Raw genomic sequence first — 18,316 nt, 5'->3', positions numbered from 1 at the left:
GGCTTGGGGGCCGCTCCTGTTCCGATGGATGGAGTCGGCGGTGGGAGGGGGAGGGGCGGGGTGCTGGTGTCGGACGCCCGGGAGCACGTGTCGTGGGATGCGGCTCGGCGGGTGGCTCATTTGGTTGGGCGGCCGCGGGCGGTGGTTTCGCGGGGGTTGGGTGAGGCGCGTGGGTGTGTGTTGGCCAGTCCGTTGGTGGCGCCGGGTGCGGTGCCACCGGTGGATCGGTCGGCGATGGATGGGTACGCCGTGAGCGGGGCTGGGCCTTGGCGGGTGATCGGGCATGTGGGGGTGAACTGCTCGGCGTCAGTTCAGTTGGCGGACGGGCAGGCGTGCAGCATCACCACGGGGGCCGCCGTACCGGCTGGTGCGACGAGTGTGGTGAAGGACGAAGACGTTGAGCTGGATGGGGAGTGGGTCAGCGGACCGGCTGCGGACGGCAAGCACATCCGGCGGGCCGGCGAGGAGTGCCGGGAAGGCGAAGTGGTGTTGGCGGATGGAGTTGTCGTCGATGGGCCGGTGCTTGGTCTTGCGGCGTCCCTTGGGCTCAACCGCCTGACCGTTATCCCACAGCCCGTCGTCGACGTACTGATCACCGGCGACGAACTTGTGCACCAAGGGCCGTCCGGCCCAGGCCGAGTCCGCGACGCCATCGGCCCGATGCTCCCCGACCTCATCACCCGCTCCGGCGCCCACCTAGGCGAACTCCACCACCTCCCCGACACCCGCCAAGCCCTCCGTGAAGCCCTCACCCAGCAGACCAGTGACCTGGTTCTCGTCTCAGGCTCGTCGGCGGCCGGTCCCGCCGATCACCTCCGGCCGGTGCTGCAGGAGTTGGGGGCAGAGCTGATCGTGGACGGGGTCGCTTGTCGGCCAGGCCATCCACAGGCGTTAGCCCGGCTAGCCGGCGGGCGGTTGGTGATCGGGCTGCCGGGTAATCCATTCGCCGCGCTCAGCGCGTTCCTGACTCTGGGAGTCGCGGCGATTCTCGGGCTTCGCGGCCTGCGCCTCCCGACTTTGCCGATCGCGTCGATCCCCGGCGGAGTGGACTGCCATCCGCGCAGCACCCGGTTGGTACCCGTCCGCGTGACGGCGGAGGGCGCCGTACCGGTCGGTCATGGTGGTTCGGCGATGCTCCGAGGTGCGGCCGGCGCGGATGCGTTGGCTGTCGTGGACCCCGGCCCGGCCGAGGCGATCGCGGCGCGGTTGTTACCGCTCGACCCAGGAGCACGACCATGGGCCGGCTGATCGCGCGACGCCCCGTCCTCCGTATCGGTCCGAACGGCGACCGCACCCGACCCGATTCACTCGCGGTCGAAGAACCCCTCGAACTCTGCGTCGACGGCAAAGCCCTCGCCGTCACCATGCGCACACCCGGCCATGATGTCGAGCTGGCCCACGGTTTCCTGCACACCGAAGGCGTCATCGGCAGCGTCGACGACATCCGTGACGCCCGGTACTGTGATTCGCGTGATGACGAAGGGCGCAACACCTACAACGTCCTCGACCTCGGCCTGGCCCCCGGCGTACCGGCTCCTGTCACCGGAGTCGAGCGGAACTTCTACACCACCTCGTCCTGCGGCGTCTGCGGCAAGGCCTCACTCGACGCAGTCCGCTTGAAAACAAGGTATTCCCCCGCCGAAGACAACGTGCAGATCCGGTACGACGTACTCGCGGAGCTGCCCGACGTACTCCGAACCCAGCAACAGGTCTTCGACCGCACCGGCGGCCTGCACGCGGCCGGCCTCTTCACCCCGACCGGCGAACTCCTCGTCGTCCGCGAAGACGTCGGCCGTCACAACGCCGTCGACAAAGTGATCGGCTGGGCCCTTCTGGACAAGCGAATCCCGGCCCGCGGCCTGATCCTCATCGTCTCCGGCCGAGCCTCCTTCGAACTCGTCCAGAAAGCAGTCATGGCCGGCATCCCCATCCTGGGCGCCGTCTCCGCCCCCAGCTCCCTAGCCGCCGACCTAGCCGACGAGTCCGGCCTAACCCTCGCCGGCTTCATCCGCAACGGCTCCCTGAACATCTACACCCACCCCACCCGCATCACCACCGCCACCTAACCCCATTTGATGGGTTAGCTCATCAAATGGTGGGTTGGCCAAGTTGCACGCGGCTGGTTAACCCACAACCTGATGGGTTAACCCACGAGATTGTGGGTTCCCCACCCGCATGCGGGTCAATAACCCACAACCTGATGGGTTAACCCACGAGTTTGCGGGTTCCCGCCCGCATCACCGCCGCCTAACCCCATTTGGTGGGTGAGCCCATCAAATGGTGGGTTGGCCAACCGCACGCGGCTGGTTAACCCACAACCTGATGGGTTAACCCACGAGCTTGCGGGTTCCCCACCCCCATGCGGGTCAATAACCAACAAGCCAATGGGTGAACCCACGAGATTGTGGGTTCCCGCCCGCATCACCGCCGTCTAACCCCATTTGGTGGGTGAGCCCATCAAATGGTGGGTTGGCCAAGTTGCACGCGGCTGGTTAACCCACAACCTGATGGGTGAACCCACGAGATTGTGGGTTCCCCACCCGCATGCGGGTCAATAACCCACAAGCCGATGGGTGAACCCACGAGATGTCCGCGGGAATGGCTGAGCCCTGCTCAAGGTCGCGGTGGTCGACCACTTTGTGCGCCGGCCGACCGCGTGGGGCGTGCGGAGGTGGTTGAGCCGTGCACAACGTCGTTTCGGCGGGCCGCTTTGTGCACCGGTCGACCGCGTGGCGCGCGGGGAAGTGGTTGAACGGTGCTCAAGGTCGCGGCGGTCGACCACTTTGTGCGCCGGCCGACCGCGTGGGGCGTGCGGAGGTGGTTGAGCCGTGCACAACGTCGTACCGGCGAGCTGCTTTGTGCGCCGGTCAACAGCGTGGCGCGCGGGGAAGTGGTTGAGCCGTGCTCAAGGTTGGACGGCCGGGGCGCCGTTTGGTGGGTTGGCTCAGCAGGTGGTGGGTGGGCTAACGGGAGGCGGCTGGCCCACCCGCAACGGGATGGGTCAGCCCACCAAAGGGGTTAGGAGGAGGCGGCGAGGGAGCCGCCCCAGTTGTCGGTTAGTTGTTGGGCGGAGGCGTCTACGAAGAAGCGGTGTTCTAGGGAGCCGTTGGCGATGCGGTAGAAGACGTGGTGGGCGTCGGAGGTGGACAGGCCTACCGGGTCGTCGGTGACTACGCCGAGGGCGCCCCAGTTGTCGGACTCGGGTGGGTCGATGGTGGGGGACCAGTAGAAGTGGACGAGGTCGCCGTTCTCCTTGCGGGCAACGACGTGCTGCTGGTCCTTGTGGGCGAACGCGTACGGGTTGCCGACGAACGGGCCGCCGGTCCAGATGTCGCCGAGCACGGTGGTTCCGTCGAGGAAGCGGTGCTGCAGCTGGCCGTCGGCGTTGCGGAAGAAGATGTGCGCCTGGGCGCCGGTGCTGAACCCGGTGATGTCGGAGGTGACACCGCTGGGGACGCCCCAGTTGTCGAAGGTCGGGTTCCCGCCCGGAGCCCAGGACCAGTGCTTCAGCTCACCGTTCGGTCCGCGACCGAAGATGTGCTGCTGATCCTTGTGGGTAAAGGCATGTGGGTTGCCGACGAACGGTCCGTTGGCCCAGACGCCGGTGGTGATCTGATCGGTGCCCTGGTCCCAGAACTTGTGCTCGAGGTTGCCGTCCGGGTTGCGGTAGAACAGATGCTGCTGGTTCGGATACGGGAACCCGGTCGGGTTCGACAGCACGCGTCCTTCGGTGCCCCAGGTGTCGAGGACCGGCGCACCGGTACCCGCCTGCCACCAGTGCCGCATGGTGTTGTCCTTGCCGCGCGCGAACACGTGCTGTTGACCGTTGTGCACGAACCCGAACGGTTTCCCGGCCAGGTTGCTGCTTCCCCAGTCCTGGATGACCTTGTCGGTGCCCGGCGACCACATCAGGTTCACCAGCGTGCCGCCGGTACCGATCGCGGTCACGTGCTGCTGGTCCTGGAACTTGTACGCCTGACCGCCCGCACCACCGCCACCAGCCAGCAGGGCGGCGATCTCGGCCCGCAATGCGTCCAGGTCGATGAACGACGGGTCGATCTTGCCCGTCGTACTCGTCTCGCGGTGACCGCGCACGTAGCTGGCGTCGCGGTTGAGTTGCTTCAGTACGGCGACAGTCGCCTTCACGGATGCGTCGTACTGGGCCTGCGTCATGTGCTGATTGACGCCGTCGTAGTCGATCTCCCAGCCGATCAGCATCGTGTTGCCGTCACCGGCCGGGATCGGGCCGCTCGCCCGGGCCGGACCGGCGTGGTTCGCGCGGTTGGCGGAGATCACGTGGAACACGCCGTTGTAGTCGACCAGCGCGTGGCACAGCGGTCCCTGCAGGTCCGAGCGGCCGTTGATGCAGATCCCCAGCGCCGGAGCCGGGTTGGTCGGGCTCGACTTCGCGGCCGTGTGGTGCCAGAGCACGCCGATCGGGTTGAACGACCCGGAGACACCGCGGGCCTTCCAGTTGCCTTCCTCGACGACCTGTACGCCGGCCGCCCGCAGCACGTCGGCGAGCCAGGTGATGCTGGCCATCAGCGGAGCACCATCGGGTCGGCGGCGATCAGGTCGGCCAAGCACTCAGGCTTCTTCGGCGCCGCCTGAGCGGGAGCGGCCGAGAACCCGACCTGCGCGGCCAGCGCCACGGCCGGGATACTCAGCAGGATTTTGCGGCGGGACAACCTGGGCGGGGTCATGAAAGCCTCCAACGATGAAGATCGGTGGGGACATGGCACCAGCCCGCCGTACGTCTGAGCAATCAATCAAATACAGGTGGAATGGCCTCAGGCCGTCGGCCAGGCCATCGGCCCATAGATCGCATGGGGCTGGTTCTCGGCGTAGGCCCAGTAGCGGTCGCCGTAGGACCAGTGCCACCACTCGGTGGGGTAGTTGACGAGGCCGGCTGAGGTGAGGACGTCGGCGAGGAGGTCGCGGTTGGTGCGGGCTTCGGGGCTGATGTTGGTGGCCGCGAAGAAGCACGCTCCGTCACTCTGCTCGGGGGTCGCGTCGATCGGCGTACCGAGATCGAGTGGACCATCGGGGCCGACCAGGGTCAGGTCGACGGCAGCGCCGGCCACGTGCGGAGCGACCTCGATCGGGGAGACGAAGCGGCTCGCCAGCACGTGGATCTCCGCCTCGGCCAAGCCGGGGTTCAACCCTCGCAGCTCGGCGCAGTACCCGTCGTAGATCTCGCGCTGGGACTCGAGCGGCCGCAGCCCCTCGACCACGTGCAGCTGGATCCCCGACGGCAGGAACGCGTTCGCGACGACGAGCCGGTCCGCCACACCCTCGCGGGCGTAGGCCGGGCCGGGCGTCTGGATGCCGCGGGTGGCCAGTTCGACCAGGGGTTCGCCGTTCTCGATCGCCGCGATCCGGGTGATCCGTTCGTCGCTGAGCAGGACCGTCACGACTTGGCGACCGCGGTCTCGATCAGCACCCCGACGACATCGGCGTACGAGTAGCCGGCCTCGGCCCACATCCGCGGGAACTGCGAGGCGGGCGTGAACCCGGGCAGCGTGTTGATCTCGTTCACGACCGGCTTGCCGTCGGCCGGGACGAAGAAGTCGACCCGGGCCAGGCCCTGGCAGCCGAGGACGGCGAAGACCTCGAGCGCGGTCTCCCGCAGCAACTCGGCCAGTTCAGGCTCGAGCGGAGCCGGTACGACGAACTGGGTCGCGCTCGACGCGTCGTACTTGGCGGTCGCGTTGAAGAACGGCTGCGCCGGGTCGCTGTGGATCTCCAGCGGCGGGCCGACCTCGACCCGGCCGTCCGGGAACTCCAGGACGGCGAGGTCGATCTCGCGGCCGACCATCTCCTTCTCGACCAGCACCTGCGGGTCGAGCTCGGCCGCCGCGGCGACCGCCTCAGCGAGCGAGGCCAGGTCGGTGGCGCGACCGACGCCAAAGCTGGAACCACCGTTCGCCGGCTTCACGAAGACCGGGAACTCGACGTCGGCCTCCTTGAGCTTCTGGATGGCCGCCTCGGTGTCGGCGGTCTCCGCGCCGTACAGGCGGACGCCGGGGGTGACCGGGATGCCGTGCGCGCGCAGCACCGCCTTGGTCAGGTGCTTGTCGAGGCCGACCGCGCTGGCGGTGACGCCGCTGCCGACGTACGGGACCTTGAGCTGGTCGAGGAAGCCCTGCAGCCGGCCGTCCTCGCCGTACTCGCCGTGCAGACCGATCAGTACGACGTCGACGGAGCGGAGCAGGTCGATCGCCTCGTGCAGGCCGTCGGCCCAGTCGCCCTGCTGGTCGATGACGAGCGGTACCGCGGTGTGGCCGAGCTCGGTGACCGCGTCGGCGATCCCCTTGCCGCTGGCCAGGGACACGTGGTGTTCGGGGCTGGCGCCGCCCATCACGACCGCGACCTTCATCGAGTTGCCTCCTCGTAGCGACGCGGCACCCGGGTACCGATGCCACAGTAGATTTCGTGCGGGATGGTTCCGGCCCAGTCCGCCCAGTCCTGAGCGGTCGGCTCGCCGTGCGAACCGTCACCGAAGATCGTCACCGGCTCGCCCGGATCGACCGCCGCGGCACCGGCGTCGACGACGAACTGGTCCATCGCGATCCTGCCGACGATCGGCATCCGGACCCCGCGGCACAGCACACTAGCCTGCTTGACCGCGACTCGCGGAATCCCGTCGGCGTACCCGATCGGCACCAGCAGGACCGTGGTCTCCCGATCCGCGACGAAGTCATGTCCGTACGAAACGCCCTCACCGGCCCCGATCCGGCGGACCTGGATGGCCTTGCTCATCAGCCGCATGGCCGGTCGCAGGCCGATCCCGGTCTCGTCGATGCCGTAGAGCCCGGCCCCGATCCGGATCAGGTCGAACTCGGGCGCGTCGAGCGTGATCGCACCGGCCGAATTGGCCAGGTGCAACACGCTCGGAGTCAATCCTGCGCGCCGGGCCAGCACCACCCCGGTCCGGAACAGCTGCAACTGCTTCCGGCTCTGGACGGCGTCGGGTTCGTCGCCGTGCGACAGATGCGACCAGATTCCCCGGACGACGAGCGCCCCGAGCGCCTCGTGGTGCGCCGCGGCCCGGGTCAGTTCGATCCACTGGTCGGGGGTGCTGCCGGCCCGGTGCAGACCGGTGTCGAGCTTCAGATGCACAGCCTTGACGGCCGGGACCGAGGCGACCCGCTGCAGCTCGGCGACCGTGGAGACACTGACATCGACGTCCATGTCGCCGAGCAGCATCAGCTCGGCGGCGTCGTACAGCCAGGTCAGGATCGGGGCGGTGATCCCGGCGGCCCGCAGTTGCAGGGCCTCGTCCGCGCGCGCGACGCCGAGCCAGGTGGCGCCGGCCTCCAGTGCTGCGCGAGCGACCGGTACGGCGCCGTGCCCGAACGCGTCGGCCTTGACCACGGCCATCACGTCGTGCGGGGTCAGCCGACGGAAAGTGCGGACGTTGTCACGCACCGCCGACAGGTCGACGACGGCCTCGGAGAGGCCGGCGATACCGGCTGGCGCCGGACGCTGCCGGACGTGGACCACGTTCATGTTCCTCATTGTTGTAGCTGGCAACCATCAAGTTCATCGGATCTGAGCAGGATGTTGCGCAGATCTGACGTACGACCTGGGTAGGACGCCCGGCTGCCCGGAATAGTTGACTCAGGCTAACCTTCGCTACTCAGCGTGAGGTTGGGTGGCTGTCCGCAGCTGCCGGATACTGGGCGTCGTGGAGCCCACGGATCACCTCAAGGCGTCGCTGGTCGCAGCCATCGCGCTGGCGAACGTCTTCGGTGCGCCCACGCGGCAGGGCCGTCCGGCCGCTGCGCCGGACGACGAGGCGATCCGCGCGGTCCTGCGGCTGACCACGAACCGGACGATCCCGATCGAACTCCACGAGTACGAGACGGGCGCGCGGCAGTTGTATGACGCGCTGAGCCTGCTCCCCGATGTCGACGGAGCGGTGGACCTGGTCAACGATCTGTTACGCCGTACCCAGGCGGTCCCGCAGCTGACCCGGGAGCCGGGTCAGCTCTGGCATCTGCACTTCGCAGCGCCTGGGGTGTCGGCGGCGACGGGGTGGCTGGCGGAGTTCGCTACCGCGGTGGCGATGCTGCTCGGCAGCCACGAAGCCGAGCGGGTACGGCGTTGCGCGGCGACTCGCTGTGACGACCTGTTCCTGGATTCGACCCGGAACGGCTCACAACGCTTCTGCTCAACGGCTTGTCAGAACCGCACCAAGGTCGCTGCGCACCGCGCTCGTACCGCCTGAAGCCGTCACCATGGTTGCTTCCGGCAACCACCCGAGTGCGCGGTAGAGATGAACGCCGATCTCGGTCGCCATCAGGAGTCCGGTCGTTGCGCCACGCTCGACAGCCCGCCCGGCCAGAGCGCCCATCACCACGCTGCCGAGGCCCCGCCGACGGTGATCCGGATCGGTATGGATGTCGTGCATGACCGCGTCCGCACCGACGACTGCCATCATCCCGCGGGCGGCGACTGTGCCATCTGGAGCGAGGAGTTGCACGCGCTCCAGGGGCCCGTCGGTCTGCTGGACGAGCCGGTACGACGTCGCTGGCCGCGGGTGGTTATCCAGCGCGATCGACATCAGCACCTTCTGCTCGTCGAACGGCTGCAACCCGGCCGCGGTCAGGCGGTCGGCGGCAGCATCGCCGTACAGGGTGGTGACGGTGAGCCACGTGGTCGACGTGACGGCCGGGGCCAGTCGCTCGATGTTCTCGACCAGGGTGAACATCTCCTGCTCACGCCCGGGCAGGCCGAGGTGCGCGAGGAGGACGTCGTCGTACTCGGTCACTGGTGCTAGTCCGCGGCAGAGTCGCCAGCCTTCGATCCATCGCCTCACGGTGTCCATGACGGCGAGTGTAACTGCTTATCTCGGTTTAGTCAGTTACCCAGCACGAAGGTCTGGATCGCGATCACCGCACCACCGCGGGCCCATTCGGTGAAGTCGGCGGGCTGCAGCACCATCGGGAGTTCGGCGCCGGACGGGTGCCGGTCGGCGTGCAGGCTGGTCAGCAGTTCCGTCCGGGCGACCTCAGCGAGCCGGACGCCCTCACCGCCGAGGACCACGAGCTCAGGCATCGTGAAGTTGGCCGAGGCGGCGATGAGCCGCCCGAGGGCGTACCCGGCCTGGCTGATCACCGGTTGGGCCGCTGGATCGCCCTTGGCGGCCAGATCAAGGCACTCCTCGTAGTCGATCGGCCGGCCGAGTACGGCGCCGATCCGGCTGGTGATCGAACCCACGGTGAGCAGGCTCATCGCGCAGCCGCGGTGCCCGCGGTCGCAGAGCGGTCCGTCCGGGACCAGCGGGTGATGGCCGATCAGGCCGATGCTGGTGTCCGGGCTCACGACGGTCCGGTTGTGGATCACCAGCCCGTACCCGATGCCGGCTCCGATGGTGATCAGCACGAACCGGTCGGCACCACGGCCGGCGCCGAACCAGTGCGTCGCCTCGGTCAGCGCATCGAGGTCATTGGCGACGACGATCGGCGTACTGGTTCCGGCGGCCAGCAGATCGCCGAGCGGTACGTCGACCCAGTCCAGGTACGGTCCCCAGCGCACTTCGTTCTGATCGGTGACCCGTCCGCCGAGTGTCACCCCGATCCCGGTGACCGCGCGCGGCGACCGCGCCGCCAGGTCATCGGCCAGCTCAAGAATGAGGTCGGCCACCGCGGACGGCGTGTGATCGGTCAGCGGCCGCTCCAGGCTCGCGATCACCTCGGCCCGCAAAGTCGTCAGTACGCCGATCGCCCGGTCGCCGGTCAGTTTGATCCCGACGAAGTGATGGGCGGCCGGGTCCAGATCGAGCGGTTGAGACGGTCGTCCGACCCGAGCGTCGGTCGGCCCGGCCGATACCTCGACCAGCAGCCCTGACTCGACCATCGGCTTCGTCAGCCGGGTCAGACTCCCCGGCGACAACCCCACCCGGCGAGACAGCTCAGCACGCGACAGCGGCCCGTCCAGCAGGATCTCCAGCGCTACCTGCCGGGAAGGCCCCACCAGCGGCTGCCAACTCCCCATCCCACCACCCTAGTTCCCGCGACCGAAGCCACCGTGTGGGTCAGTGGGGGAGTTTGCGGGTGTCGATGAGCTGCTGCGCGACGTCGCGGAGTTTGGTGTTGGTGTCCTGGGAGTAGCGCTTGAGGATCGCGAAGGCGCGGTCGCCGTCGACATCGAAGCGTTCCATCAGGATGCCCATGGCCTGGCCAACGAGCTTGCGGGCGTCGACCGCCTGCGCCATGGTCTCCTCGTGCCGGGCGGAGGCGACGGCGACCGAGGCGTGCCGGGCGAGGATGTGGGCGATCGCCTCGTCGTCCTCGGTGAAGGCGTCCGGGACCGGGCTGTAGAGACCCAGTACGCCGACGGTCTGGCGCGGCGCGTCGCCGGTGAACAACGGGACGTCGAGCACGCTGCGAACACCGAGCGCCGCGACCTTCTCGGTCCACTCCGGCCACCGGCCGTCGAGCTCGGTGTCGCGGATCAGGACCGTGGTCCGGTCCCTCAGGGCCGTCACCAACGGGCCGACATCGGTACGCAACTGCAGGTCGTAGACATCGGCGACGACCGGATCGGTCACCGCGGCGATCTCCGGGCTGCCACCCCGCGTGTACAGCGCGACACCGGCATAGGAGCAGTTCAGCGCCTGCAGCGCGAACTGGACGACGGCGTCGATGGTCTCTTCGACCCCAGGGGCGTCGTGCAGCTCGATGGCCAGCCGCGCGAACGCATCCGCAGAGGTCGCGGTGAGCTCCTGCTCGGTCAACGGGTACTCCAAGGGGGGTCTCGGCGCAGCGAATGCCCGGGGCTCGGGGCGTCCGCAGGGGACATCATGCAGCCTCACCGCTCGATTGGGGTACTAGGGTGACGGTATGGCGGACTTCCCGGCCCTGTTGAGTGGCCGGACGAACTGGCGACGGGAGTTCGCGGCTCCGATGCGCAGCTTCCTGCGCACCGAGGCCGGCAGCTCCGGAGTGCTCGCGGCGGCGATCGTGCTGGCCCTGCTGTGGGCCAATCTCGCACCTGGCTCGTACGACGGTTTCTGGGCGACCGACCTGTCGTTCGAGCTCGGTCAGCACGCCTTCGGGTTGGACCTGCGGGAGTGGATCAACAGTGGTCTGATGACCCTGTTCTTCCTGGTCGTCGGGCTGGAGGCGCGGCGCGAGTTCGACCTCGGCGACCTCCGGGACCGCAGCCGCTTCGTGCTGCCGGTGCTGGCCGGCATCTCCGGGATGGCCGCGCCGGTGCTGATCTACCTGGCGTTCAACCTCGGCAAGGACACCGCGCACGGCTGGGGTGTCGCGATGTCGACCGACACCGCGCTCGCGCTCGGCCTGCTCGCTCTGGTCGGCCGTGGGGTTCCGGATCGCGTCCGGGTCTTCCTGCTGACTGTCTTCGTCGTCGACGACCTCTTGGCGCTGGTCGTGATCGCGGTGGTCTACAGCGAGAACATCGACCTGATGCCGCTGCTGATCGCGATCATCGCCTTCGCCGTGGTCCTGGTCCTCGCCTTGCTCCACGTCCGCAAACCCTGGGTGTACGTCGTTCTCGGCGTGATCACGTGGGCCGCCCTGCTCACGAGTGGCGTCGACCCGGTCGTCGCCGGACTGGCGATCGGCCTGACCGCACCGGCGTACTCGCCGGGTCGCGAGGAGCTCGAGCAGGCGAGTGGGCTGTTCCGCGTCTTCCGGGAACAGCCGACGCCGGAGTTGGCCCGCTCGGCAACCGTCGGCCTGACCGCGGCGATCTCGCCGAACGAGCGCCTGCAGTTCCTCTATCACCCGTGGACGAGCTACCTGATCGTCCCGCTGTTCGGTCTGGCCAATGCCGGCGTCACGATCGATGCGGACTTCCTCGGCCGGGCCATTACCTCGCCGGTCACGCTCGGCATTCTGCTCGGGTATGTGATCGGGAAGCCCGTCGCGGTGACGATGGTCTCCTGGTTGCTCGACCGCTTCTCCGGCGGCCGGTACGGACCGCAGGTCGGCTGGGCCGCGGTCGTCGGCAGCGGCACCATCGCCGGTATCGGCTTCACCGTCTCCTTGCTGATAGCAACGATCGCGTTCGACGGCCCGGAGCTCGCCGAGGCCAAGGTCGGCCTGCTGGCGGCCGTGGTGGTGTCGGCCGCCGTGACCTGGCTGGTGTTCCGCGCGGTCAAGCTCCTCAGCCCAGCCAAGAAGGCGCTTGCCCTGCTCGGTCGAGCCGAGGAGCTGGTCGACCTCGTCGATCCGGTCGACCCGGAGCTCGATCACGTTCGTGGTCCTGAGACCGCCTCGGTGACGCTCGTCGAGTACGGCGACTTCGAGTGCCCGTACTGTGGGATCGCGGAACCCGTCGTACGGGATCTTCTCCATGACGACGACCTTCGCTATGTGTGGCGGCACCTGCCGTTGTCCGACGTGCATCCGCGGGCGCAGATCGCGGCCGAGGTGGCTGAGGCGGCGCACGAGCAGGGCGCGTTCTGGGAGATGCACGATCTGCTGCTGTCCAACCAGGAGAACCTGCAGCCGAAGGATCTGATGTCGTACGCCGAGCAGCTCGGCCTCGACAACCAGCGGATCCACGACGAGGTGAAACGGCATGTCGCCGCCGCCCGGGTCGCGCGCGATGTCGAGTCGGCCGACCTCAGCGGGGTCTCCGGGACGCCGACGTTCTTCATCAACGGCCAGCGGCACTACGGCGCGTACGACGTCGAGACGCTGAAGGCCGCGATCAAGGTGGCCCGGGCCCGTGCGCGGATCAATCAACGGACTGGCTGAATCTTGTTGTAGTAGGTCATTTCTGCCACTGTTCCCGGCGGGCGGGATCGCCGACGCTGAGGACATGACTGAACAGACCGCAGCCGTCGCGCACTTCGCGGGCCGGCTGGCCTTCGAGACCGATGTTTCCGATGTGGCCGCCGAGGTCGGCGCCGGTACGACGGGCTGGGTGCTGATCGACAGCCGTAGCCAGGAGAGCTGGGATCAGGGCCACGTTCCCAGCGCGATCCACCTGCCGACCCGCGAGATCGCCTCGCGCGCGGCGACCGTCGTACCGGCGGGGGTTCGGGTGGTGACGTATTGCTGGGGGCCTGGGTGCAACGGTGCGACCCGGGCGGCGCTGGAGTTCGCCAAGCTGGGGTATCCGGTCAAGGAAATGATCGGCGGCTTCGAGTACTGGGCCCGTGAAGGGCTGCCGGTCGAGACCGCCGACGGCATCACCCGCCGGCTCTCCGACCCGCTGACCGCACCCCGTGGCGTCGCCTGCGCCTGCTAGAGGTTGGCGAGGTACTCCGCGTTGCCGCGGATGGCGGCCTCGTAGCGCTTGATCTCCGGCGTCTCCAACCGGTCGGCGATCACCAGCAACAAGGTGGCGAGCGCCTTGTCCTTGCGATCGGCCGCATGCAGGGTCAGTGCCTTGAAGACCCGCAGCGAGTCCGACTCCGGGAACTCGGCGCACGCCTTCTTGAATACGTCGAGCGACTCGTCGAACCGGTCCAGGTTGCGCAGGGTGCTGCCGTACTGCAGGAGGCACTTGCGACGGATCTCGCCGCTCAGCCCGGGCAGGGCCTGCTCGTAGAAACCGACGGCCTTCTCCTCCTGGCCGGCCGTGTCGTACGAACCGCCGACCTCGTAGAGCACGTACGGATTGTCCGGGTGCTCCACGAGCAGGGCTTCGAAGAAGTCGATCGTGGGCTGCATGTTCTCCCGGTCGCGCCGGGAGAAGCCTGCCTCGATCGTCGCCGCCAACTCAGGCGTCAGTTCGGTTGTCACCCCACCAGTATTGCCGGGGCGATGTTCTGATTCAGGTGGAACAGGTTCGTGGGGTCGTATTTCGCCTTCAGCTCGGCCAGCCGGGCCAGCTTCTCCGGCGGGAAGGCGCGGTTGATCGCCTCGCCGTTCAGCGTGTTCATGTACACACCACTCGTGTACGGCGTGAGTCCCGCGGCGTACTCGCGGACCCGCGCGATCCGGGCCTCGTCGTCGGCCGGGTCCTCCCAGCGAGCTGCGGTGACGAACTCGAACAGCGTGTCCCGGTGGCTGAAGGCTGCGTCGCCGTCGGGGGTGTCGGCGATCGCGCCGCCGTACGCCTGCAGGCTGGCGGTGACGCCCGGGGTGCCGATCAGCGCCTTGATCGCCTCGTCGGGCAGGGACTTGAAGTAGTGACCCTTCCAGTAGCGGCGGTAGCGGTGGCCCTGAATGCTGTCGTCGCGACTCTGCAGGGTGAGGTACGGCATCGACTCCACTGACTCTTTGACCACCGGACCGAGCTCGCGGAACTTGGGCAGCAGGTCGCTCCCGAGCGGGCCGATCCAGACGTAGCCGAGGGTGACGCCGTCCGGCGTGATCGAGGCGGTGAAGGTCGCTTCGCGCGGCGCCTGCGTGTTGAGCTCACGCCAGCCACGGAGCGCGTCGTACGCGGCCTCGAGCGGATAGGTGAACTCGGCGACCAAGGCCCGCGTGCCGATCTCATGCAGCCGGAACTCGAACGAGGTGACGATGCCGAAGTTGCCGCCGCCACCACGCAGCCCCCAGAACAGGTCGGCGTTCTCGTCCGCGGTCGCCCGAACGACGTCGCCGGCCGCGGTGACTACCTCGTACGCCGTGACGTTGTCGCAGGCCAGCCCGAATTGACGGGCCAACCAGCCCATTCCACCGCCGAGCGTGAGTCCGCCGACGCCGGTGTGCGAGACGTTGCCGGCGGTGGTGGCGAGGCCGTAGCGCTGGGCGGCCCGGTCCAGTTCGCCGAGCAGCGCACCGCCCTGGACGATCGCGGTCTGGCGCTCGAGATCGATCTCGACCGCGCCCATCGGGGTCAGATCGATCATCAGCCCACCGTCCGGGACGGCCAGGCCGGCGATGCTGTGACCGCCGCAGCGGACCCCGATCTCCAGGTTCCTCATGTGGGCGAGGTGGACCGCTTCGACGACGTCGGCGGTCGTGGTGCAGCGCGCGATCAGGGCCGGCCGGCGGTCGATCATGGCGTTCCAGATCGAGCGGGCCGCGTCGTACCCGGTGTCTCCGGGCTCCAGGAAGGTCGTCATAGGAACACCCTGACAGCGCAGCGGTACTCCGATAAGGTCCAGTTTCGTGAGCCGAATCAGGACCAGTTCCGGAGAGTTGCTGATCGAGCTGCAGCGCTCGGGTGGCGCTCCGCTCCATCAGCAGCTGGAGAGCGGGATTCGTGCGCGGATCCGTGAGGGGTTGTTGCGGGCCGGCGCGGTCATGCCGTCCACCCGCTCGTTCGCCGAGGACCTGGGGCTGTCGCGGGGTGTCGTGGTCGAGGCGTATCAGCAGCTCGTGGCCGAGGGGTACCTGATCAGCCGGGGTGGCGGATACACCGAGGTCGCGGAGGTCGCCGCGATCCCGGCTTCGGCTGCGGGCTCGGTGCCGGACGGGGAGCCGCGGATCGACTTCCGCTACAGCCGGCCGGACGTGTCGCAGTTCCCGCGCGCGGCCTGGTTGCGGTCGGTACGCCGAGTGTTGAACGAAACGCCGTACCGGAGTCTGGCGTATCTCGATGGTCGCGGGACGATCGAGCTGCGGACGGCGTTGGCCGACTACCTCAACCGAGTCCGCGGTACGGCGGCGCGGCCGGAGCACATGCTGATCTGCAACGGGTTCGCGCAGGGATCGCGGTTGTTGCTGAAAGTCCTTGCTGGGTTGGGATATCGGTGCCTCGCGGTCGAGGATCCGTCGGACGACGATCTGCGCCGGGCTGCGGCTGACGCCGGGTTGACGGCGGTCGGCGTACCGGTTCTTGAGGGTGGGGTGGACGTCGATGCCCTCGAGCGGTCGGGAGCGGACGTCGTACTGGTGACGGCGGCGCATCAGTTCCCGACGGGGGCGGTGACGTCGGCGGAAACGCGGGCGGCGCTAGTCGCGTGGGCGGCTCGGCGGGATGGGCTGGTGATCGAGGACGACTACGACGCGGAGTTCCGGTATGACCGGGAGCCGGTGGGTGCGATCCAGGGGTTGATGCCGGATCGCGTTGCGTACGCCGGGACCGCGAGCAAGACGCTGGCGCCGGGGCTGCGGCTGGGGTGGATGATCCTGCCGCCGCGGTTGGTGCAGCCGATGGCGGACGCGAAGCTGATGGATGATCGCGGGTCGCCGGTGCTGGATCAGCTGACGTTCGCGGACTTCGTGGCGCACGGTGAGTTCGATCGGCACCTGCGCCGGATGCGGCCGCGGTACCGGCTGCTGCGGGACACGTTGATGGAGCGGCTGGCTCTGCGGGTGCCGTCGTTGGTGCCGACGGGGATTTCGGCTGGGCTGCATGTGATGACGCTCCTGCCCGAGGGTTTGACCGAGGCTGCGGTGAAGGCGGCTGCGCTTGAGCGTGGGCTGGGCGTCTACGGATTGGCGCCGTACTGGGTGACGCCGCCGGGACCGGGTGGGCTCGTCTTCGGGTACGGCGGGTTGACTGTCAGCAGTGTGATCGAGGGCGTCGACCTGCTCGCGGAGGCTCTCGCGGCAGCCCGCTCATCGTGAATAACTATTCAATGCATTGCAATTCAATCCTCGGAGTTCTACTCTCGGAGGGGTGATCACCGCAGCTGGAATCGACCACCTGATGAACCGGGGCTGGCCTGCCGCGCACAGCACCGAACACGACGGCTGGCTGGTTCGACGAGCGGCCGGCGTCACCCTGCGGGCGAACTCGGTGCTCCCGGCCGGAGCGCCGTACGATCTCGGCAACGCCTTGGACTACGTGGAAACGCTGTACCAGGCGCACGGCATCACGCCCTCCTTCCAGATCAGCCCGGCGGCTCAGCCGACCGACCTTGATGCGCACTTGGCGGCCCGTGGGTACGAGATCAAGAACCCAACGCTCGTCCAGTGTGCTGCGGTGACCGACGTCCTGGCCGCGCTCCCGATGCCGACGGTTGAGGTGAATATTTCCCCGGTCGCCGACGACGCCTGGATGCAGTTCTGGTGGCAGAACGACGGCCGCGGCGGACCGGCCGAGCAGGCCGTCGCCCGGCAGATCCTCGACCGCGGAACGGCGTTGTACGCCCGCATCATGGTCGACGACCGGATCGCCGCCATCGGCCGGCTCGCCCTCGTCGACGACTGGTCCGGCCTCTACTGCATCGCCGTCGACCCGGCCTTCCGTCGCCAAGGCCTCGCCCAAGCCGTCATCCACAATTTGTTGCACTCGGCAACAACTCGCGGCATCGACAAGGTCTTCCTCTCCGTCCTCGCCGACAACACACCGGCCCTCGCCCTGTACCACCGCTTCGGCTTCACCACCGTCTCCCGCTACCACTACCGGATCGGTGTACCGAAGAACGGGTAGTGGTGGCGGCCAACGCCGCGTGCCTGCTCCTTCTGAGCGTGCGCGGCACCCGCGGCAGCGACCTCTACCCGTTGCTCCGTACGCGAATCAGAGTGTGAGTCTTTCCAGGTGGTCGACGATGAGGAACTTGGCGCCGGTCTTTTCGGCTGAGGTGCGGAGGGGGGTCAGGTCGGCCCAGGGGACGCCGGGCTCGGTGAGGGGCTTGTCGAAGTCGTCCCAGTGGGTGGCGAGCGCGGTGGTGGGCGGCTTGATGGTTTGGAAGAGGCGGTCGGTGACGCCGGGTTCGCCGCCGGGAGCGATCATCACGACGTCGACCTGGAGATCGCGCAGCGCGTTCGGGTCGAAGTTCGCCGTACTGAGGCTGAGGATGCGCAGGCCGCCGATCGTGACCACGTACGCGAGCGTGCCGCCCTCGACCAGGTCCGCGATGACGCGGGGACGAGCTGGTACGGCGTCCTGGTGGTAGCCGGGGAACGCATAGGTGTGGCGCTTGCCGCTGCAGGAGTGCAGGGACGGGTAGACCTCGATAGTGAACCCGTCGAAGACCAGGTACTCACCACCGCGGACCGGCGACAGCAGGTCGGCCTGGGTGCGCATCGCCTTGAGTAGGTTGACGTGCGTCTGGGTGCCGAGGACGGTCGCCTGCGTCTTCGCGGCGACATACGGTACGTCGGTCATGTGGTCGTAGTGCGCGTGGTGGACCAGGATCGCGTCGGCCTTGGTGATGTGCTTGTCGACGACCGCCTTGTCGATGACCAGCTTGGTCTGCGGGTCGGCGCCTTCCGGCGTGAAGGTGCCGGTGTGGAAGCGGGTCAGCCACGGGTCGGTCAGCACGGTGTGCTCGCCGCTGCGGATCTGCCAGGCGTGGTTGCCGAACCAGGTGAACTCCACCGGCGTCCTGTTGGCCTGCGACTTGCTGGTCGTCTCCTTGCTGCCCATCTGCGCGGCGGCCGGTCCGCCGATGACCCCTGCCGCTCCCACCGCGGCTGCGCCGGCCAGCATGCCTCGTCGCGTCATCTTCACTGCGTTCTCCTCACACCGATCCGTCGTTCCGTCG

The 18,316-nt window shown here is 68.2% G+C and carries 18 protein-coding genes; 7 read left to right on the top strand and 11 right to left on the bottom strand.

The window, feature by feature from the left end:
• Positions 1-24 precede the first annotated feature (24 nt).
• Complete coding sequence (locus ACIA49_RS39605) at positions 25-1,248, top strand: molybdopterin molybdotransferase MoeA (RefSeq protein WP_396383496.1); 1,224 nt, start codon at positions 25-27, stop codon at positions 1,246-1,248.
• Positions 1,236-2,066 carry a formate dehydrogenase accessory sulfurtransferase FdhD gene (gene fdhD / locus ACIA49_RS39600; protein ID WP_396383494.1) on the top strand — a complete coding sequence of 277 codons (831 nt, stop codon included), beginning with the start codon at positions 1,236-1,238 and terminating at the stop codon, positions 2,064-2,066. Before ACIA49_RS39605 ends, fdhD begins: the two co-directional genes overlap by 13 nt.
• Before the next feature lie 952 nt (positions 2,067-3,018).
• Here fdhD and ACIA49_RS39595 read toward each other — a convergent pair.
• The 5 genes from ACIA49_RS39595 to alr form a co-directional block, all read right to left on the bottom strand.
• Positions 3,019-4,542: an N-acetylmuramoyl-L-alanine amidase gene (locus ACIA49_RS39595; protein ID WP_396383492.1), complete on the bottom strand. Its 1,524-nt coding sequence runs from the start codon at positions 4,540-4,542 to the stop codon at positions 3,019-3,021.
• Positions 4,542-4,703: a hypothetical protein gene (locus ACIA49_RS39590; RefSeq protein ID WP_396383491.1), complete on the bottom strand. Its 162-nt coding sequence runs from the start codon at positions 4,701-4,703 to the stop codon at positions 4,542-4,544. Before ACIA49_RS39590 ends, ACIA49_RS39595 begins: the two co-directional genes overlap by 1 nt.
• Before the next feature lie 87 nt (positions 4,704-4,790).
• Entirely contained in the window at positions 4,791-5,414 is a 624-nt protein-coding gene (locus tag ACIA49_RS39585) for a M15 family metallopeptidase (RefSeq protein WP_396383489.1), read from the bottom strand.
• Positions 5,411-6,379: a D-alanine--D-alanine ligase gene (locus ACIA49_RS39580; protein WP_391542420.1), complete on the bottom strand. Its 969-nt coding sequence runs from the start codon at positions 6,377-6,379 to the stop codon at positions 5,411-5,413. The genes ACIA49_RS39585 and ACIA49_RS39580 overlap by 4 nt, the downstream gene beginning before the upstream one ends.
• Positions 6,376-7,512 carry an alanine racemase gene (alr, locus tag ACIA49_RS39575; protein ID WP_396383486.1) on the bottom strand — a complete coding sequence of 379 codons (1,137 nt, stop codon included), beginning with the start codon at positions 7,510-7,512 and terminating at the stop codon, positions 6,376-6,378. The genes ACIA49_RS39580 and alr overlap by 4 nt, the downstream gene beginning before the upstream one ends.
• A gap of 178 nt (positions 7,513-7,690) precedes the next feature.
• On the opposite strand from alr, the gene ACIA49_RS39570 reads away from it, so the two are divergent.
• Positions 7,691-8,233: a CGNR zinc finger domain-containing protein gene (locus ACIA49_RS39570; RefSeq protein WP_396383485.1), complete on the top strand. Its 543-nt coding sequence runs from the start codon at positions 7,691-7,693 to the stop codon at positions 8,231-8,233.
• Here the strand turns inward: ACIA49_RS39570 and ACIA49_RS39565 are convergent.
• From ACIA49_RS39565 to ACIA49_RS39555, 3 genes are read right to left on the bottom strand one after another with little or no spacing between them, the layout of a single operon-like run.
• Positions 8,177-8,833, bottom strand: coding sequence for a GNAT family N-acetyltransferase (locus ACIA49_RS39565; RefSeq protein ID WP_396383483.1), 657 nt, complete (start codon positions 8,831-8,833; stop codon positions 8,177-8,179). The two genes, ACIA49_RS39570 and ACIA49_RS39565, sit on opposite strands and share 57 nt — an antisense overlap.
• A 32-nt stretch (positions 8,834-8,865) precedes the next feature.
• On the bottom strand, positions 8,866-10,002 hold the full coding sequence (locus tag ACIA49_RS39560) for an ROK family protein (RefSeq protein WP_396383482.1): 1,137 nt from the start codon (positions 10,000-10,002) through the stop codon (positions 8,866-8,868).
• 40 nt (positions 10,003-10,042) lie between these two features.
• Positions 10,043-10,744, bottom strand: a complete 702-nt coding sequence (locus tag ACIA49_RS39555) for a GAF and ANTAR domain-containing protein (protein WP_396383481.1) — start codon at positions 10,742-10,744, stop codon at positions 10,043-10,045.
• Between the two features lie 106 nt (positions 10,745-10,850).
• Between ACIA49_RS39555 and nhaA the strand changes: the two genes are divergently transcribed.
• A complete protein-coding gene (gene nhaA / locus ACIA49_RS39550; protein WP_396383479.1) occupies positions 10,851-12,737 on the top strand; it encodes a Na+/H+ antiporter NhaA in 1,887 nt (628 codons plus the stop codon).
• Positions 12,738-12,801: 64 nt separating this feature from the next.
• Positions 12,802-13,233 (top strand): rhodanese-like domain-containing protein, encoded by a 432-nt coding sequence (locus tag ACIA49_RS39545; protein ID WP_396383477.1) that lies wholly within the window; start codon positions 12,802-12,804, stop codon positions 13,231-13,233.
• On the opposite strand, the gene ACIA49_RS39540 is transcribed toward ACIA49_RS39545, so the two are convergent.
• Positions 13,230-13,730: a tetratricopeptide repeat protein gene (locus tag ACIA49_RS39540; protein WP_396383475.1), complete on the bottom strand. Its 501-nt coding sequence runs from the start codon at positions 13,728-13,730 to the stop codon at positions 13,230-13,232. The two genes, ACIA49_RS39545 and ACIA49_RS39540, sit on opposite strands and share 4 nt — an antisense overlap.
• Positions 13,727-15,001 (bottom strand): FAD-binding oxidoreductase, encoded by a 1,275-nt coding sequence (locus ACIA49_RS39535; RefSeq protein ID WP_396383473.1) that lies wholly within the window; start codon positions 14,999-15,001, stop codon positions 13,727-13,729. The genes ACIA49_RS39540 and ACIA49_RS39535 overlap by 4 nt, the downstream gene beginning before the upstream one ends.
• A gap of 46 nt (positions 15,002-15,047) precedes the next feature.
• Between ACIA49_RS39535 and ACIA49_RS39530 the strand changes: the two genes are divergently transcribed.
• Together ACIA49_RS39530 and ACIA49_RS39525 are read left to right on the top strand one after the other, a co-directional pair.
• The gene (locus tag ACIA49_RS39530) at positions 15,048-16,451 is read left to right on the top strand and encodes a PLP-dependent aminotransferase family protein (protein ID WP_396383472.1); all 1,404 of its coding nucleotides are present in this window, start codon (positions 15,048-15,050) and stop codon (positions 16,449-16,451) included.
• A gap of 52 nt (positions 16,452-16,503) precedes the next feature.
• A complete protein-coding gene (locus tag ACIA49_RS39525) occupies positions 16,504-17,259 on the top strand; it encodes a GNAT family N-acetyltransferase (RefSeq protein ID WP_396383470.1) in 756 nt (251 codons plus the stop codon).
• A gap of 87 nt (positions 17,260-17,346) precedes the next feature.
• On the opposite strand, the gene ACIA49_RS39520 is transcribed toward ACIA49_RS39525, so the two are convergent.
• The gene (locus tag ACIA49_RS39520) at positions 17,347-18,276 is read right to left on the bottom strand and encodes an MBL fold metallo-hydrolase (protein ID WP_396383532.1); all 930 of its coding nucleotides are present in this window, start codon (positions 18,274-18,276) and stop codon (positions 17,347-17,349) included.
• Positions 18,277-18,316 lie beyond the last annotated feature (40 nt).

This window comes from Kribbella sp. NPDC051587, from assembly GCF_044453945.1.
Taxonomy (GTDB): Bacteria; Actinomycetota; Actinomycetes; order Propionibacteriales; family Kribbellaceae; genus Kribbella.
Note: the sequence above shows the minus strand (reverse complement) of the source record. Positions and strands in the feature narration are given on the sequence as shown.

Excerpts from the sequence above, each read along its gene's own strand:
- ACIA49_RS39565 (WP_396383483.1), bottom strand. The coding sequence starts at position 8,833 with ATGGACACCGTGAGGCGATGGATCGAAGGCTGGCGACTCTGCCGCGGA.
- fdhD (WP_396383494.1), top strand. The coding sequence starts at position 1,236 with ATGGGCCGGCTGATCGCGCGACGCCCCGTCCTCCGTATCGGTCCGAAC.
- ACIA49_RS39520 (WP_396383532.1), bottom strand. The coding sequence starts at position 18,276 with ATGACGCGACGAGGCATGCTGGCCGGCGCAGCCGCGGTGGGAGCGGCA.
- nhaA (WP_396383479.1), top strand. The coding sequence starts at position 10,851 with ATGGCGGACTTCCCGGCCCTGTTGAGTGGCCGGACGAACTGGCGACGG.
- ACIA49_RS39590 (WP_396383491.1), bottom strand. The coding sequence starts at position 4,703 with ATGACCCCGCCCAGGTTGTCCCGCCGCAAAATCCTGCTGAGTATCCCG.
- alr (WP_396383486.1), bottom strand. The coding sequence starts at position 7,512 with ATGAACGTGGTCCACGTCCGGCAGCGTCCGGCGCCAGCCGGTATCGCC.
- ACIA49_RS39605 (WP_396383496.1), top strand. The coding sequence starts at position 25 with ATGGATGGAGTCGGCGGTGGGAGGGGGAGGGGCGGGGTGCTGGTGTCG.
- ACIA49_RS39560 (WP_396383482.1), bottom strand. The coding sequence starts at position 10,002 with ATGGGGAGTTGGCAGCCGCTGGTGGGGCCTTCCCGGCAGGTAGCGCTG.
- ACIA49_RS39595 (WP_396383492.1), bottom strand. The coding sequence starts at position 4,542 with ATGGCCAGCATCACCTGGCTCGCCGACGTGCTGCGGGCGGCCGGCGTA.
- ACIA49_RS39545 (WP_396383477.1), top strand. The coding sequence starts at position 12,802 with ATGACTGAACAGACCGCAGCCGTCGCGCACTTCGCGGGCCGGCTGGCC.
- ACIA49_RS39580 (WP_391542420.1), bottom strand. The coding sequence starts at position 6,379 with ATGAAGGTCGCGGTCGTGATGGGCGGCGCCAGCCCCGAACACCACGTG.
- ACIA49_RS39535 (WP_396383473.1), bottom strand. The coding sequence starts at position 15,001 with ATGACGACCTTCCTGGAGCCCGGAGACACCGGGTACGACGCGGCCCGC.